Consider the following 17,908-nt stretch of genomic DNA (forward strand, 5'->3'; position numbering starts at 1 on the left):
CAATACGCTATCATCGAAATCAAACTTTGATAACTAAATCGGAATTTCGGGAAACTAATCACAATAAATGATATTTATGCTTGACAACCATATTCACGTATGTTATATTTTCGCCCGACTTTGAGATTGTTATTTCAGTTTTAGATACTGGGGTGTAGCCAAGCGGTAAGGCAGCGGGTTTTGGTCCCGCCATTCCTAGGTTCGAGTCCTAGCACCCCAGCTATCATTTTGTAAGTATCAATATGCAATCCGGATATAGGGTTGCATTTTTTTAATCAGGTAGAAGGAGAACGAGTAATGTCTGTTATTACCATCGAAGCTAAAAAACGTGAAGAGACAGGACGGCGCAACAATAAAAAGATGCGTAGTAATGGCGTAGTTCCGGGAGTTTTTTATCGCGCAGGTGAAGATGCTGTTTCGGTTGTATTTGATGAGAAAAACTTATCGCAATTTTTAAATCACGCACACGGTTTGGTTGACCTCAAAGTGGAGGGCGAAAAGAGCCCGCTCAAATGCGTATTAAAAGAAGTGCAATATCATCCGGTGACAGAGCGAGTGCTTCATGTCGATTTTCTGGGTGTAAACATGTCGAAAACAATGCGTATTATGGTGCCGATAAACCTGAAAGGCGAGGCACGTGGTGTAAAACTTGGCGGTATGTTGCAGCAACCACTCCGTGAATTGTCTATTGAATGCTTCCCTGAACACCTTCCAGATCAAATCGAAATCGATATTACCAATCTTGCAATTGGTAAATCCATACAGGTAAAAGATTTAAATTATGAAAATGTCCGGATTTTGAACGACCCCAGTGATGCAATCGCATTGGTAGAACTGACAAGAGGTGCACTTAGCCAGATGGATTCCGATTCTGAAACAGCCGAAGCGGTTGAGTCAGAAGAATCCGATGAATCTGCCGAATAATTAATGATTTTGAAATTTTCGTTAAACCGGGCTAATTTAAGTGCATGTTATTATTGGTTTAGGTAATCCGGGTGAAAAATATGAAAAAACCCGGCACAATGTCGGGTTTTTGGTTGTTGATCATATAAATAGCCGTTTCAATGGCAGTTTTTCAAAGGGCCGCGGCCCGTATCTTCAGTCAAAAATCTCCTTGGACTCAACCCCCGTTTTGCTCGTCAAGCCGACTACCTACATGAATTTAAGTGGGCAGGCGGTTCGTCATATCATTGAGTACTATAAAACTGACCTTGCCAACGAAATTTTAGTAGTCGTCGATGATTTTCATTTGCCGTTTGGAAGTATTCGTATCAAACCAAACGGGAGTGCAGGAGGTCAAAATGGGCTGAAGTCAATTATTCAAGTTACAAGTTCGAATCAGTTTCACCGCCTTAGATTCGGAATCGGAAGCAAACATTCTATATTAAGCGGAGATATGAGCGGTTTTGTATTGTCTGCTTTCAATCGGTCGGAACGCGATCATCTTGCCGAAATGGTGGAATGGGCAGCTGATGCGACTGTTTCTTTCGTTACATCGGGGCCGGAAGCAACAATGAATAAATATAATCGCAATTATCTGGAAGACTCAAACTAATCAATTTAAGGAGGTCTGGAAAGTGAATCAGGGCCTATTGGTGTATTTGTCACTTGGAGCCGGGATTTTGGGGTTGTTGTACACTTTTTGGCGGTCAAGTTGGGTATCAAAACAGGATGTGGGAACTGATAAGATGCGCAAGATTGCATCTCACATCTCCGAAGGGGCAATGGCTTTTCTTAAAGCTGAATATCGTGTGCTCATTATTTTTGTGGTTGTTGTTGCTGTTCTCCTGGGCGTCAGTGCAGATGAACAGTCACACCCGTTAGTTGCTTTTTCCTTTGTTTTGGGCGCTTTTTGCTCTGCGATGGCCGGTTTCATTGGTATGAAAGTCGCAACTAAAGCCAATGTGCGTACAACCAACGCTGCCCGTAAAGGCTTGGGACCTGCACTCGAAATTGCTTTTGCCGGCGGTTCGGTTATGGGCATGGGTGTTGTAGGTTTGGGTATTTTAGGACTTTCAGTATTGTTTTTGTTGTATAGCAACATGTTCGATTCCGTCCACAAAGTAATTACCGTTATTACCGGATTTTCGTTTGGTGCATCCTCTATTGCATTGTTTGCACGTGTCGGCGGCGGTATTTACACCAAAGCAGCAGATGTTGGCGCTGACCTTGTTGGTAAGGTAGAAGCTGGAATTCCTGAGGATCACCCGCTTAACCCTGCAACCATTGCAGATAACGTTGGCGACAACGTTGGTGACGTAGCCGGGATGGGCGCAGATTTGTTTGAATCTTATGTCGGTTCGATTATTGGAACGATGGTTTTAGGTGCAACCTTTATGGTAAGCTCCAGTTTTATGTCCGCGGATACGTACAATGGGCTTTCTGCTATCCTTTTACCGCTGGCGCTCGCCGCAACCGGCATCGTATTGTCGATAGTCGGTACATTTTTTGTTCGGGTAAAAGAAGGCGGAGATCCGCAAAAAGCATTGAATATGGGTGAGTTCGGATCATCCGCATTGATGGTTGTTGCCGCTTATTTTATCATAACCGGTATGTTGCCGGAAGCATGGGTGCATGAAGGCAAAGAATACACTTCTTTGGGTATTTTTATTGCAACAATTGTCGGTTTGATTGCAGGCATTCTCATTGGTGTCATCACGGAGTATTACACCGGAACCGGCAAAAAACCGGTTATTTCAATTGTTGAACAATCGTTGACCGGATACGCAACCAATATTATTGCCGGACTTGGTGTCGGGATGATTTCGACAGCGCTGCCAATTATTGTTCTTTCAACCTCAATTATTGCAGCTTTTCATTTTGGCGGATTATACGGCATCGCTATTGCGGCAGTCGGGATGCTTTCCAATACCGGTATACAGCTCGCTGTTGATGCATACGGTCCGATTTCGGATAATGCTGGCGGTATTGCCGAAATGTCCGAATTACCAAAAGAAGTTCGCGGTCGCACAGACAAATTGGATGCAGTAGGTAACACAACAGCAGCCATTGGAAAAGGATTTGCGATCGGTTCCGCTGCGCTAACCGCATTGGCGTTGTTCAGCGCATTTATGACCACCGCAAAAATCGATTCTATCGATATTTCCAAAGCAACGGTTATGGCTGGATTATTTCTCGGTGGTATGTTGCCGTTTCTGTTTTCCGCTATGGCAATGAATGCCGTTGGACGTGCTGCTATGGCAATGATTGAAGAAGTTCGACGTCAGTTCAACTCCATCCCGCAATTAAAAGCGGCGTTAAATGTTATGCGGCAAAATGATGGAAAAGATTTTAAAGATTGGTCAAAAGAAGACCAGAAAACATTTGAAGCAGCCGATGGTAAAGCCGAATACGGCAAATGCGTTGAGATTTCAACGGCATCTGCAATTAAGGAAATGGTGGCTCCCGGCTTGATGGCTGTCATCGTTCCTGTGGCCATCGGATTGGGCGGCGGCGCCGAAATGCTCGGTGGATTGCTGGCTGGTGTTACCGTTTCCGGTGTATTGATGGCAATTTTTCAATCCAACGCCGGAGGTGCATGGGATAACGCGAAAAAAATGTTTGAAGAGGGTGTGGAAATCAAAGGGCAGAAGTATTTCAAAGGATCTGATCCGCACAAAGCCGCAGTTGTCGGCGATACGGTAGGCGATCCGTTCAAAGATACATCCGGCCCGTCGTTGAACATCCTCATCAAATTGATGAGCGTGGTAGCGTTGGTTATCGCGCCGTTCCTCGTTTAGAAAAATAATATTTCTGTTTTGAACATGCGGCGAGTAATGCTATATTCTCGCCGCATGTTTATTAAATAATCAATCCTGCTTCGCCCAAAACATGTGGCGAGGCCATAAGACCAAAGGAGAAACAATGGAAAACCGGTATAGCACGATTTTTATCGTGGATGTGTCGCAGAATCCGGAAGAAGTTGAAACCGTAACCAGCCGTATCGTGCAATTGATCGAAGATCACGGTGGTGTTATTGTGCTCAACAATCCCTGGGGAAAGCGCCGTATGGCTTACCCGATCAACAATAAAAACAGCGGTTTTTATGTTGAAATTGAATTTACTGCCCAAAGCCGTTTGAATATCCCCCAAATTATCGAGAAAGAATATCGACTCAACGACCGGGTGATGCGTCACCTGACTTATGTTGTGACAAAAGAAGAATTGTTGCAGCGTGGCATCGATATTCGTCGTGCAAAAACCTCGTCAGGCGATTCTGATGATTTTCGTGGCGGAAGAGACGACGATAGACCCCGACGCTCCGGCCCGCGTTTTTCGAACAAAGATATCGAGCCCATTAAAAGAGCCGAGCCTGTGGTAGCCGAAAAGGCAGATACTGTCGTTGAAATGAACGATTCAAATGATGCAGACCAGAATGAAGTGGAGGTGAAAGATGAATAGTGGCAGACAAAGAGCACGCACCGGTGGTAGATCCCGCGCCAACTCACGCCCGCGCAAAAAACGCGTTAGCCGTCTGAGTGAAAATGGTATTGTATTTGTCGATTTTCGCGATACCAAATTGTTGGTTCGCTATTTATCCGAACAAGGGAAAATCGTACCCCGCAGAACATCTGGTAACAACGTCCAACAACAACGCCAATTGGCGATTGCCATCAAACGCGCACGGCATTTGGCTTTGCTGCCGTTTGTATCGGACATCCAACGCTAAATCGACAAAAGACAAGAGTTTAAGAGGTATTTTAACATGAAAATAGTACTCAGACAAGATTTTGAAAGCCTTGGCAAAACCGGCGATGTTGTTGAAGTAAAGCCGGGTTACGCCAGAAATTTTTTGGTGCCGCGCAAAATTGCACTTCCCGCAAAACCGAATTTTATCAAAATGGTTGAGGAAGAATCGCGCCAAAAACAATTGCGTCAGCGTAAAGATCGCAAAATTGCCGAAGAATTGGCAGCCAAATTGAACGAAGTTTCGCTCACAATTTCCGTAAATGTGGGTGAAGAAGATAAGATGTTCGGTTCAGTTACATCACAGGATATTGCCGCTGGTTTGGCTGAAAGCGGGCATGAAATTGATCGCCGTAAAATCCAATTGGATGAGCCGATCAAAGCATTGGGAATTTATTCAGTGCCGATAAAACTGTACCCGGAAGTGGTTGCAAATGTCAAAGTGTGGGTCGTAAAAGAGTAGGCTTGCAGTTCGACAATTGTTCAAAGATGTTTACATTTAGAGAGATATATCCATAAGCGTCCCGGTTTCGGGGCGCTTTTTTTTATGCCAAAACCTGCAATAATTGAATTATCCGAAAAGTTTTCATAATTTTCCCTGCAGATAAAATCAATGTTCATCGAAGAGAAATTCTATTGCGACAATCGATCACACATTTTTGGCGATTTCATTTAGCTCTAATGTTCGGCGTTGCCGTCGCGACAGCAATTTTGTCCGGTGCGATGATTGTTGGAGATTCGGTCAGCGGAAGCCTGCGCAGCTTGTCGTTGGAACGTATTGGAAATATTGATGTTGCGTTAATCAATAATCGTTTTTTTGATGAACAATTGGCGGATAGAATCGGCACATCTGTAAAAGCAATTGGAGAACAACCTCTCGCACCGGCAATTTTGGTCACCGGAAATGCCCGTAATAATCAAAACCAAGACATCGCTGCGAATGTCAATTTTGTTGGTGCCGATGCGCGATTTTTCTCACTTTTCCCCAAAAATGAGGCTCAATCCCCACTCGATTCTTTATTGCGAAAAGCTGGTTCGAGCCGAATAATTTCTGTTGTGATTAACCAAACCCTCCGTCAAAATTTAAATGTGGATATTGGCGATCGGATTCAAATAGGTTTGCAGCAGCAAAGTGGCATTCACCGGGAATCGCTTTTTGGCGATAAAAATACCGAACAAGTCATCCAATCACAGCGCGTTCGTGTTGTCGGTATTATCCCCGATGAGGGGATCGGGCGTTTCGGATTGAATGCAATGCAAACAACACAGGCAAACGCTTTTATTTCGCTGGCAGATTTGCAAACTATTTTGGTGCAACCCGGCAAAGTGAATGCTATGTTTGGCGGTGTTGAGAATGTGTCTGAAACAAAACAATTACTTGATTTAGCGTTAACTGAACACCTTTCCCTTGCGGATTATGGCTTATCGATTTCCAACATTTCCGGCACTTTTGTGTTGCAAAGTGATGCTTTCGTTGTCAACGCAAACCTCGATTCACTTGCCAGAAATACAGCCGCAAAAATGCGCGCAAAACATATGGCGGTTTACACATATCTCGCAAACGAGGTTAGAAATGACAGTCGAAAAATTCCATATTCGACAATTGCCGCAATTGATGTTGCAGAATCCCGATATTTTGGCGGGCTAATCACCCAAACTGATGATACACTTCAACACATCCCCGAAAATACAATTGTTCTGAATGAATGGGCAGCTGCCGATCTCGATCCGCAAATCGGCGATTCACTGGCGTTGAGCTATTTTATTACCGGAAATACAGCCAGCCTGGATACAGGGGAAACACGACTGAAATATTACGGTGAAGTAAAAATTGCCGGATTGGGAGTAAAACCATATTTGACACCCGATTTCCCCGGGATAAACGATGCGCCAAGAATTGCAGAGTGGCGCCCGCCATTTCCGGTTGATCTGTCAACAGTTCGGACAAAAGACGAAAATTATTGGGAAAAATATCGTGCTTTACCCAAAGGCTTCGTTTCTTTAGAAACGGGCGAGCGACTATGGGCGAACCGTTTTGGCAAGCTTACGGCATTGTGGCTGCGGCCGGATATTGATGCAACAGGGAATTTCGAACGGGAATTCAGCAAAACATTGCTAAAAAATATCAAGCCGGAAACAGAAAATTTTGTTTTTCAAGATATTCAAAAACAACTGGTTACGGGTTCATCTGCGGCTACGGATTTTAACGGATTGTTCATTGGATTCAGCCTTTTTTTGATCATCTCCTCTGCATTGTTGATTGGATTGCTGTTTCGGTTGTTCGTTGAAAACCGCAGCCGGGAAATCGGTGTTAGGCTGGCGATGGGATTTACACCTGCCAAAATTCAAAAAATTTTGGTAACCGAAACCATATGGAGCGCTGTTGGCGGCGGTGTTGTGGGTTGCGCACTTGGCGTTGGTTACGCCGCACTTATGATTTATGGATTAAAAACCATTTGGGCAAACGCCACTGGAACACAACTATTGTCCCTGCATGTTACTTCGCTCAGTTTTATTGTTGGCTTTTGCGGCGCAATTTTGGTCGCTGCAATTGCTATTTGGCGAACGTTGCGGAAAATCAGCCATCAGTCACCGGTAACCCTTGTGAGCAACGGCATTTTTGATCGCAGTGCAAAAACGCCCCGGAGACAGCCTCAAAAAGCTACGACGGTCACCATTATTATCGCTCTTTCAATTATTGCCGGTGTATTTTTGGGGATTTTAGCGGACCCACGGCAACAGCCAATTTATTTTTTCATTACCGGCGTATTGATGCTTGCCGGTGGCGTTTACTGGCTGAATATGGGTTTGCAAATTTGGCATCGAAAACGTCGTCAATCAGAACGGGCATTTTCGCTTATTGAGGTAGGTATTCGAAATAATTTGCGGCGGTCTGGCGGGAGCATGTTGAGCGTGGGATTGGTCGCCAGCGCCGTGTTTTTGATCGTGGCGGTCAGCGCTAACCGCAAGGATTATCAACAAGATACGGTTGAAAAAAAATCCGGGGTGGGTGGTTTTTCGCTAATCGCTGAATCGTCGCTGCCTGTATTCCTTTCGCTGCAAAACAATGCCGGACGGTTCGATTTGGGATTCTCAGACCGCGAATCGAAATTGTTGCAAAACAGCAATATTTTTTCGTTACGTTTGCTTCCCGGTGAGGATGCCAGTTGCCTCAATTTGTATAAACCGGAAAAACCGAGAGTTTTGGGTGTTCCGGCAAATTTCGTGTCACGAGGCGGATTTTCGTTTCAATCGTCCGAAATTGAATCGGAAAACCCGTGGGAATTACTCAATCAACCGCTGGAAAACGGCATTATCCCGGCAATCGGCGATGCCAATTCGGTGCAATGGATTTTGCACTCCGGACTCGGACAGGATTATCAAATTACAACTGTTTCGGGCAAAACTATCACGTTTCGATTTGTCGCTTTGCTGAACACCAGTATTTTTCAAAGCGAAATTTTGATCGCAGAACATTCTTTTCAAAAGTTATTTCCCGAAATTGCCGGCTACCAATATTTTTTATTAAATCCCCCCATTGCAAAACGCGATTCTGTCAAACTTGCAATCGAATCTGCATTATCTGATTATGGCATTGATGTTGTTTCAACTACAAAAAAATTGGCGGAATTCCAACGAGTTGAAAATACCTATCTTTCGGTATTTCAAATATTAGGCGGTTTTGGGTTGCTGCTCGGCACAATTGGACTGGGCATCGTTTTGGTGAGAAATGTGCTGGAAAGACGCGGTGAGTTTGCCGCAATGCGTGCGTTTGGCTTCCGGCAAAAGTTGCTCAGAAAAATGCTCGTTACAGAAATTTTAATGCAAGTTATTTGCGGAATGATCATCGGTGTTTTGGCCGCGTTGGTGGCAATAATTCCACAATTATTGGCGCGGTTTGATCAGGTGCCTTGGCTGAATTTGGGATTCACTTTAATTTCAATTATGATTATTGCGGCTATTGTTTCTATTGTTGCTGCGATACGCGCTTTAAAAATTCCGCTACTGCCGGCGCTTCGGTCGGAGTTGTAAATTTCAATAAACAGTAAACTTCACTGCACACGGCGTTTCTGCCAAAATCTCTCAAGACTTGCTAAAACATTCCGATTTTTGATATTATAAAAGGATTTTTTCATTGAAAAGGATTTCAAAGGAGTTTTATCATGCCGGCACCAACTGTGTACCTGGTAAATTCGGATACATATTTTCTCGAGCAAATGCAACGCCGATTGCTTCCCAACGGTATTCACGTTGAAGAGCAGGAATTGGAAGATTTACCAAAGCTGTTTGAACCACGGTTTCAGGAAGATTGCGTTATTCTGAATGTTGATATGAGTAACGTTCATCAACTCATCTATCACAAAATTTTTGACCTGCTGCACCAAAAACCCCATCCCGAAATGTATGCACTTGTTTACGACGAAAGCTTGATAAAAGTGATCAACAATCATGCAGGTGATGAAATAAAGACGTATGGCGCAAATATTTTGCTTGAACGATTGGTGCTTAACCTGCTCACAAACCTGACCAATTTGCGTTATCAGGAAGGAGATGTGGATTACCAATTGGTGATGCACGGTCATTTGTCTGAACTTGCGTTGCCGAAATTAATTGAATATTTGCAAAAAAGTAGTTTCACCGGTCGGGTTTCCATCGAAGTAACCGCGGATCAGGAAGGATTGCTCCAGTTTCACAATGGTAAACTCCGGAAAATTGTGCACCAGGATTTTGCCGAACAGCAAGCACTCCATTTTTTGGCGCTGAACGGCATGCAATATCGAGTAGAACAGGAGTTGGTGAACAACCGAGCATTAACGGCACATCTCGCTAATTCTCGAAATAGTGCAGCAATTTCGCTAAACGACTTGTTGACGGATGTCTTTTATTTTATGCATGAAGAATTTGAGCGCATTATCCGACCAGAAGCCATTCAACGTGTGGTTGAAGATACTTTCCTGATGTTCGGAAATTGGGAAAAAGACGGTTTGTATTTTCTGTACAATCCGGAGTGGCAGGAAAAATTACAAATTGTCGGTGAAATTCAGTCCTATCAGGTCAGCAATATTCTGGAAATGTATGAAACGATTTTCAGTGACTTATCCGGCAAAACCAACCTCAACAGCTTCGATGAATTTATTAATTCACTCAACGAAATAAAGCCGTATATGATGCAAATGCGTCAGTTGCAACCGCTTTTGGCTGATACGGAAATTAATATGCTATAACAATTACGGTTTACGCCGCCAGAATTTCTCTCAACACTTGATTTAGGCCGTGTGCGAATGTAACTTCTGACGATCTTCGGGGCAAGGTGATCCCGCCGAAAGGCGGGAAATTCCTGACCGGCGGTTAAAGCCCGCGACTCCTTCCGGTTTTCCGGCAGGATTGAACCGGTGAAATTCCGGTGCCGACGGTACAGTCCGGATGGTAGAAGATCGGAATTAAGTTACGCAGTCATCGCTTGTTGATGACTGACGTGCTTTTATTTGTTGCAAAATTTTGCAACAACGCCAATCCATTTCTCCCCGAAGAAAATCATAACAAATTGTTTTTATTGGAATTGTGGTGGAAGACGTTATCTACATGGAGCGCGCACATTTTCTCGCAAAAAAAGGTGCGGGTTACACTTCGCCAAACCCGATGGTTGGTGCTGTTTTGGTAAAAAACAACGAAATCATCGGTGAAGGATATCATGCGAAATCTGGTGAATTTCATGCGGAAATTGCAGCCATCGAAAACGCTACAGCACCTGTTCGCGGCGCTACTTTGTATTGCAATCTGGAACCCTGTTGCCATCAAACCTCCGAAAAACGGACGCCGCCCTGCACTAACCGGATCATCCGGGAAGGTATCGAAAAAGTTGTCATTTCCACTTTGGACCCAAATCCACATGTGAGTGGCAGGGGAGTAGCGACGTTGCAAGCGGCAGGAATTGCGGTAGAAACCGGTTTGCTCGCCGAAAAAGCAGCGCTGCTCAATCAGGCTTTTTTCAAATTTATCCAGACCCGCCAACCGTTTGTTCATCTCAAAATTGCTCAATCGCTGGACGGCAGAATTGCCACAGCCAACAACCACTCGCAATGGATCACCGACGAAACTGCACGCACGCGCGTTCACGAATGGCGAAGCCAAAACGACGCAATTTTGGTTGGCGCAAACACTGTTGAAATGGACAACCCGAACCTGACACTCCGGTTCGCGATGGGCAAACAACCATTGCGAATTATCGCGGACAGCCACTTGCGTATCTCCATAAATAACAACTTGTTACAGGATGATTTCCGACAGTTGACCCATGTTTTTACCACTGCCAGCCACGATGCGGAAAAGCGCCGGCAGATTGAAGCCGCTGGTGCGAATGTGCACGTTATTGCGGCAGATCCAACCGGGAAAACAGATCTTTCCGCGTTATTGTTTGAACTCGGGAAAATGCATGTAACTTCGCTGTTGGTTGAGGGCGGTGCGGGATTGTATTCGGCATTTATCCGGGAGGCATTATTTGATAAAATTTCTGTTTTTATCGCACCGCTGATTATCGGTGACGGAATTTCCGCGATCGGCAATCTGGGCACACAAAAAATTAGTGACGCGTTGCAACTTGAATTTCCGCGAATCGAGCAGATTAACGGGCAAGTGCTTTTTGAAGGTTACCGAAATCTGGCTGAAACACTTGGCGATATCGCCAGATTTGCAGCTGTTGAAAAAAGCGTGATTTGATAAACCATTGATAATTCATAACTAACGTCATAAATAGTTTCATCAAAAAGAAGAGACAAAACGTGTTTACAGGACTTGTTGAAGAAATCGGCGAAATCGGCAGTGTCGAAACAATTGATGGTGGAGTGCGTTTCAAAATCCTGGCTCAAACGGTGCTTTCGGATTTGCAAATCGGCGATTCGATCTGCGTTAGCGGCGCATGTTTGACGGCTGTTGCAGTGAGCAAAACGCATTTCGCGGTCGAAGCTGTTGGCGAAACACTGGAAAAAACCTCGCTCGGCACGCTCGGCAGCGGTTCCCGGGTTAATCTGGAACGGGCGCTGGCAGCCAGCGGTCGATTCGGCGGACACATCGTTCAGGGGCATGTGAACGCGACCGGTGTTATCTGCCAATGGTTTCAGCGTGGTGAAAACTGGTTTCTGGAAGTTGAGCTGCCGCAATCACTGATGAAATATGTTATTTTGGAAGGCTCAATTTCTATCGAAGGCATCAGCCTGACAGTGGCAAAATTAAACAGTAATCGTGTCGGGATAAATATTATTCCGCACACAGTTGTTGCGACCAATCTCGGTTCCAAAAAGGTTGGGGAAACGGTGAACATCGAAGTGGATGTGCTCGCAAAATATGTTGAAAACATACTGGCACATCGCTAACGGCATAGGAGTAAGTGAATTGAATTCTAATAAATCGACATCAGAAAACGGGCATATCGACAGCGTTTTTGTGAATGCTGAAGAAGCGATCCGGCGGTTTCAAAATGGCGAAATGCTGATTCTAACCGATCACGAAAAACGTGAAAACGAAGGAGATTTCGTGATCGCCGCTGAGTTCGCAACGCCGGAAATGATCAATTTGATGATCACTCGCGGACGCGGATTGGTTTGCCTTTCTATTACTGCGGAGCGCGCAAAAGCGCTGAATTTATCGCCGCAGGCGACGGATAACACAGCGCTGCACAAAACCGCATTTACCGTGAGCGTTGATGCGTTGGAAGGCACAACTACCGGTATTTCGACACATGACCGTTCTGTGACGATTCGAAAAATGATCGATCCCAATTGCCAACCGGAGGATCTCGGTCGTCCCGGGCATGTGTTCCCGTTGGTGGCGAATCCCGGTGGCGTGCTGGTTCGCCCCGGGCATACAGAAGCGGTTGTCGATCTCGCCAAAAGCGCGAGATTATTTCCCGCCGGCGTGCTCTGCGAAATTCTCGACGATGACGGCTCGATGGCTCGTTTGCCCCGATTGGAAAAACTGGCTGCGGAACTAAATTTAAAAATTTGCAGTGTTGAAGATTTGATCCAGTATCGCTATAAAAATGAAAAACTGATTAATCGTATCGTTGATGTTCAACTGCCAAGCTCGCTCGGCGATTTCGATTTTTATTATTACGAAAGCCTGGTCAATCCGAACGAATTTCACGTTGCGTTGGTAAAAGGCGAACTTTCGGAAATGAAAAATCCGTTGGTCCGGGTGCATTCCGAATGCCTCACCGGCGATGTATTTGGCTCGATGCGCTGTGATTGCGGCGATCAATTGCATCAGGCGCTGGATGAAATTGAAAAAGATGGCAGCGGGATTTTGATTTATCTGAAACAGGAAGGCCGCGGAATCGGGCTGAAAAATAAAATTCTGGCGTATCGGCTGCAGGAAAAAGGAATGGATACCGTCGAAGCCAACAATGCGCTGGGCTTTGAGGCAGATTTGAGAAATTACTGGTTTGCTGCACAAATTTTAAGCGATTTGGGTGTCCGCAACATCCGTTTGCTTACTAACAATCCTGATAAAATTACCGAGTTGGAAAAATACGGTGTGGCGGTTGTTAAACGTGCGCCCATCGAAATCACTCCAAATCGCGTAAATGAACGCTATTTACGCACCAAAGCGGAAAAATTGGGGCATATTTTGCACGCCAGTTTTCACGAAGTTTAAAGCGTAGCTACTCAAAAAATCGCTTTATTGTATTGTGCAAATTGATTAAACTTTTGAACGAAACAGGAGATCACAGATTGAATATTCACCGGGGCATGTTGGACGGAAGCGGGTTGAAAGTTGCCATTATCGTTGGAAAATTCAACCAATTTATCTGCCAAAGTTTGGTTGACGGCGCGGTTGACTGTTTGGTGCAGCACAAAACCAGTGAATCTGATATCGATATTTTTTGGGTTCCCGGTGGATTCGAAATTCCGCTGGCTGCAAAAACTGCTGCAAAAACCGGAAAATATGATGCAATCATTTGCCTCGGTGCTGTCATCCGCGGCGCGACACCGCATTTCGATTTTGTTGCAGGGAATGCCGCAAGTGGCATCGGCGCGGTTTCGCTGGATGCAGAAATTCCGGTGATGTTTGGGATTATCACCACTCAGAAAATATCGAGCAGGCGATCGAGCGGGCTGGAACCAAAGCTGGAAACAAAGGTTGGGACGCCGCAATCTCCGCGATAGAAATGGTATCTGTTCTGAAAAAAATAGCAAATTAAAATGAGTCAAACCAAAGTTATTTCTTAACTTAACTACAATTGATGATGAGGAATTAAATGCGTTTTTGGCGTTCCATTTATTTATTTGTGAGTGTTTGTTGGGTGAGTTTTGGGTTGTCGCAAACCGTAAATTTCCAATTGGAAGTTGTGACGCATCTGAATTCACCGAGTCGGTTGGAAATAATTGACGATCAGGTTGTGGCGGCAACCACCGGGGGATTGCTCGTTTACGATCCCGCAACCGCAGCAGCCTCGGCATACACCACAAATGATGGTTTTTATTCCCATTATTTTACCGCAATTACCCGTGATTCGCGGGGAAATACCATTTTGGGAACGCTCGACGGGCTGCTATCCACTTTTCATGACACCGATTTTTCAATCGAAAATGACCAGAATTTGCAGGGTGAAGTAATTGTTGATCTGCTCACCATCAATGATACACTTTGGGTGCTTTCAACCAATTTTGTTTCAGTTTATTTGTATGATGCCCAGCGGTCACGCTATCAATTTCGCGAATCGTATAAGGATTTTGATCAGCGAGTCAGCCAGTTTTACGCTATCGGTTACGGCAACGGACGCATCTGGCTGGGTAGTGATGTCGGATTGGTGAACGCGCCATCAGATTTTATCAGAAATAATTTATACGCCGTATCTAATTGGAACACCTTGACGGTGGTGGACGGTTTGCCCGGAAACAGCGTAAGAGATATTGTATCTATCTCATCAAATAATGGGCTTTACGTTGCGACAAACGGCGGCGTTGCAAATTTTGATTTTTCAACATTCCAACGCTGGCCGTCGTCAAATTCCGTCATCAATCTTTTTATTGCGAATGACCAATTGTATGGTGCAACCACCCGCGATGTGTTTGCGATTAGTGAAACCCAAAGCCAAACATTGTATTCGGTTGCGAATACACCAATCACAGATTTTGTGGTGGACTCGCAGGGCGATATTTGGGTTGGTGTTACCAAACGCGGTTTGCAAAACCTGAAATCCGGCGAACATGTGCTGATGGACGGACCGCTGGATAACTACATCGGTGAAACATACGTGGATAGCCAAAATCGTTTGTGGTGTTCCGCCGGGCGGTTGGGCGATACCCGAAACCAGGGTGTGTTCCTGAAAACCGAATCAGGGTGGAAAAATTTCTTTTTCTTTGGTGGCACTTCCAATTTGTTGCGATCTGTGAACTCCTCAAACCCAATTTTTGAAGATGCGGACGGGAATATCTGGATGGGCTCGTGGGGTGGCGGCGTTGTGGTTTTTGAACCGGATTTGGCGATTCAAACCATAAACCCCTTTACAGATCCCGGTTCGGTCTGGATTTATTCTGCCAGTCAAAGCGACACAGTCACTGTAGCAACTGATCCGAACGCAATTTCTCGACTCTCGCCAGTTCAGGGGTCATCGATACCGGTAACTGTAATTACTGATATTTTTATGGATCAAAACCGCCAATCCATCTGGATATTAAATTACCAGCCCGCCAGTAACGCGCCACTGGTCGAATATCAATCAACAACTTTCGGCGCAAGTGTGCTCAATGATGGGTTTTGGCAGCGATTCAGCACGCCTTCCGGCATCAATCAGGTTCACAAAATTTCTCAGGATCCGTTCGGTGATTTGTGGATGGCCACTTCGCAAGGTGTATTGCAAATCCGTTTTGGCGGTAATCAATACAATTATGAGCTTTACACCGAAAGTGATAATCTCAAAAACAACAACACCCGATCAATTGCTGCTGATTTTGACGGATATGTTTGGTGCGGAACAGAGTCCGGGTTAAGTGCGGTGCTAAACCGGCAAGTATTCGATTTTCGGGAGTTGTATCAGCCGATCGGTTTGCAAATCAATGATATTTATGTGGATTCGCAAAACAACAAATGGTTCGCAACCGACAAAGGGTTGAGCATTCTCAAAGCGCAGGATTCGCCATTTGACGAAAACAGCTGGATTCACATCATCCCGTTCAACAGCTCGCTGGACCCCGAGCAAGTTGCGGTTCGCCCCAATGTTTATCGCGAAAATTTGCCGACAGAAATTATCCACAGCGTTTTTTTGGATGAAAACACAGGTGATGTTTATTTGGGAACACAGCAAGGTTTGGCTATTATTCGCGGGAATCCCTTTGCCAATGCGTTTACCGACTTTGAGCAGGCTACGGTTGGTCCAAATCCCTTTTTGGTGGGAGAAGATGCCGGTGGAACACTCAATTTCCGGCGGATTGTACCCGGCAGCGAGATCAAGATTTTGACGGCAAACGGGCAATTGGTCAAACGGCTGGAACGCGGCGTTTTGGATGAAGTGCAGTGGGATGGACGGAATATGGAAGGTAATCTGGTCGGAAGCGGTGTTTATGTGTATTTGCTCACCACGGAAGACGGGCAGGAAAAAGCAGGTAAGGTTTTGGTTATCCGGCAATAAAAAAGGCGAACGGAAGTTCGCCTTATAAAACAATGTAAATCGTTGAAATTAAGCAAGATGCATCAAATGACTGTTCCATCCGGAACAACCGCGTTTTTCGGAATCACGACAATCCCATCCTGAATTACATAATTTTTTCCTTCTTCGTTCTGCACACCGCGTTTGTTGGAAATAGTTACATTTTTTCCGATACGGGCGTTTTTGTCGATAATCGCGCGGGTAATATTCGAATTTTCACCGACGCCGACATTTGGTGTGCCCAAATTTCTATTTTGATCTTTTTGCTCCTCGGTTTCATAATAATCAGCACCCATTGTAATTACCTGATCAAGATTGCAATTTTGCCCGATAATTGTTCGCAACCCGATAATAGAATTGTGAATATTTGACGGATTGATAATACTTCCCTCACACATCAATACATTTGATGTATTTGCATTTAGCACTTTTGCGCCGGGCAAAAAACGGGGGTGAGTGAAAATCGGTGCGTCTTCGTCATAAAAATTAAACGATGGCAGCGGACGTGTTAAATCCAGATGTGCATCGAAAAAAGCGCCGATCGTTCCGATATCTTCCCAATATCCGTCAAAAAAGTATGCGTAAACCTTTTTATTAGAAATGGCATACGGGATAACTTCTTTGCCAAAATCAGAATAGGATGTGCCTTCGAGCAATTCCTGCAGCACTTTGCGATTAAACACATAAATTCCCATCGAACCCAAATGCGTTCTCCCGCGCGATGCAACACCCTGTTCTGCAAATACTTCTTCCGGAACAGCCAGTTCATCCAACAAACTATCTTCTTTCGGTTTCTCGTAAAACGTTGTGATAGATGAGTTTTTGTCAACTTTCATGATGCCCAATTGATTGGCGCGCTCTCGGGTTACCGGAATCACACCAATGGAGATGTCAGCACCTTTTTGGATATGGTAATTGACGAATTTGCTGTAATCCATCCGGTAAAGGTGGTCACCCGATAAAATGAGCACATAATCGCCGTAACTGTCTAAAAATGTCAGGTTTTGGCGAACAGCGTCTGCGGTTCCCTGATACCAGTCACGGTTTTCGAGGGTTTGTTGTGCGGATAAAATGGTAATAAAATTTTTGGTGAACATGCTAAATCGATATGTCATAAAAATATGCCGGTGCAGAGATTCTGCGGCAAATTGAGTGCAGATATATATTTGCCGATAGCCTGAATGGATACAATTTGATATCGGAATATCAATTAATCGAAATTTACCGGCAATTGGTACGGCGGGTTTTGAGCGGTATTTTGTTAGCGGATAAAGCCGGGTTCCCTGACCACCAGCAAGAATCATCGATACTACATTGTTTGGCATAGGTCGTTCCTCTTATCTTTAGATTGGCTACAATCAATAGTATTGTGTGATCAATCTACGGAATAAGGTCATTTTTTTCAATAGCTAAATTCCGATAATTTATGGTGATAGCAAAATATTTTCACATTTCCGGAACACAACTGGCGCAAATTTCAAACCAGAAAATGTGAAAAATATTTTTATTTGATACGGCAAAAACAACGGTCTATATTTAAGATCATAAAATTAATTTTAGACTTTCTATCATTCTGTC

The 17,908-nt window shown here is 44.6% G+C and carries 13 protein-coding genes, 1 tRNA gene, 1 pseudogene and 1 riboswitch; of the genes and pseudogenes, 14 read left to right on the top strand and 1 reads right to left on the bottom strand.

The genetic code is table 11. The features are described from left to right. The first annotated feature begins 148 nt into the window (after positions 1-148). The 14 genes and pseudogenes from H6629_16300 to H6629_16365 all read left to right on the top strand — a co-directional run bounded on the left by H6629_16300 (position 149) and on the right by H6629_16365 (position 16,312). Positions 149-220 (top strand) — tRNA-Gln (locus H6629_16300). A gap of 77 nt (positions 221-297) precedes the next feature. Continuing rightward, positions 298-924 carry a 50S ribosomal protein L25 gene (locus H6629_16305; GenBank protein ID MCB9069356.1) on the top strand — a complete coding sequence of 209 codons (627 nt, stop codon included), beginning with the start codon at positions 298-300 and terminating at the stop codon, positions 922-924. Between the two features lie 40 nt (positions 925-964). Beyond that, complete coding sequence (locus H6629_16310; protein ID MCB9069357.1) at positions 965-1,555, top strand: aminoacyl-tRNA hydrolase; 591 nt, start codon at positions 965-967, stop codon at positions 1,553-1,555. Between the two features lie 22 nt (positions 1,556-1,577). After that, on the top strand, positions 1,578-3,740 hold the full coding sequence (locus H6629_16315; protein ID MCB9069358.1) for a sodium-translocating pyrophosphatase: 2,163 nt from the start codon (positions 1,578-1,580) through the stop codon (positions 3,738-3,740). A gap of 124 nt (positions 3,741-3,864) precedes the next feature. Further along, on the top strand, positions 3,865-4,401 hold the full coding sequence (gene rpsF, locus H6629_16320; GenBank protein MCB9069359.1) for a 30S ribosomal protein S6: 537 nt from the start codon (positions 3,865-3,867) through the stop codon (positions 4,399-4,401). After that, the gene (locus H6629_16325) at positions 4,394-4,669 is read left to right on the top strand and encodes a 30S ribosomal protein S18 (protein MCB9069360.1); all 276 of its coding nucleotides are present in this window, start codon (positions 4,394-4,396) and stop codon (positions 4,667-4,669) included. Before rpsF ends, H6629_16325 begins: the two co-directional genes overlap by 8 nt. A 36-nt stretch (positions 4,670-4,705) precedes the next feature. Beyond that, on the top strand, positions 4,706-5,149 hold the full coding sequence (locus tag H6629_16330) for a 50S ribosomal protein L9 (GenBank protein MCB9069361.1): 444 nt from the start codon (positions 4,706-4,708) through the stop codon (positions 5,147-5,149). A 173-nt stretch (positions 5,150-5,322) separates the two neighbouring features. Beyond that, the gene (locus tag H6629_16335; protein ID MCB9069362.1) at positions 5,323-8,718 is read left to right on the top strand and encodes an FtsX-like permease family protein; all 3,396 of its coding nucleotides are present in this window, start codon (positions 5,323-5,325) and stop codon (positions 8,716-8,718) included. A 131-nt stretch (positions 8,719-8,849) separates the two neighbouring features. After that, on the top strand, positions 8,850-9,911 hold the full coding sequence (locus tag H6629_16340) for a DUF4388 domain-containing protein (protein MCB9069363.1): 1,062 nt from the start codon (positions 8,850-8,852) through the stop codon (positions 9,909-9,911). 68 nt (positions 9,912-9,979) lie between these two features. Further along, positions 9,980-10,126: riboswitch (FMN riboswitch) on the top strand. A gap of 125 nt (positions 10,127-10,251) precedes the next feature. Next, a complete protein-coding gene (gene ribD / locus H6629_16345; GenBank protein ID MCB9069364.1) occupies positions 10,252-11,403 on the top strand; it encodes a bifunctional diaminohydroxyphosphoribosylaminopyrimidine deaminase/5-amino-6-(5-phosphoribosylamino)uracil reductase RibD in 1,152 nt (383 codons plus the stop codon). A gap of 62 nt (positions 11,404-11,465) precedes the next feature. Next, complete coding sequence (locus tag H6629_16350; protein ID MCB9069365.1) at positions 11,466-12,056, top strand: riboflavin synthase; 591 nt, start codon at positions 11,466-11,468, stop codon at positions 12,054-12,056. Continuing rightward, positions 12,028-13,335: a GTP cyclohydrolase II gene (ribA, locus tag H6629_16355; protein ID MCB9069366.1), complete on the top strand. Its 1,308-nt coding sequence runs from the start codon at positions 12,028-12,030 to the stop codon at positions 13,333-13,335. Before H6629_16350 ends, ribA begins: the two co-directional genes overlap by 29 nt. Before the next feature lie 95 nt (positions 13,336-13,430). Beyond that, positions 13,431-13,882, top strand: a pseudogene (locus H6629_16360) (6,7-dimethyl-8-ribityllumazine synthase). Between the two features lie 57 nt (positions 13,883-13,939). Next, entirely contained in the window at positions 13,940-16,312 is a 2,373-nt protein-coding gene (locus H6629_16365) for a hypothetical protein (protein ID MCB9069367.1), read from the top strand. 62 nt (positions 16,313-16,374) lie between these two features. On the opposite strand, the gene H6629_16370 is transcribed toward H6629_16365, so the two are convergent. After that, positions 16,375-17,655, bottom strand: coding sequence for a glucose-1-phosphate adenylyltransferase (locus H6629_16370; protein ID MCB9069368.1), 1,281 nt, complete (start codon positions 17,653-17,655; stop codon positions 16,375-16,377). Between the last annotated feature and the right edge of the window lie 253 nt (positions 17,656-17,908).

The organism is Calditrichia bacterium, assembly GCA_020634975.1.
Taxonomy (GTDB): domain Bacteria; phylum Calditrichota; class Calditrichia; order RBG-13-44-9; family J075; genus JACKAQ01.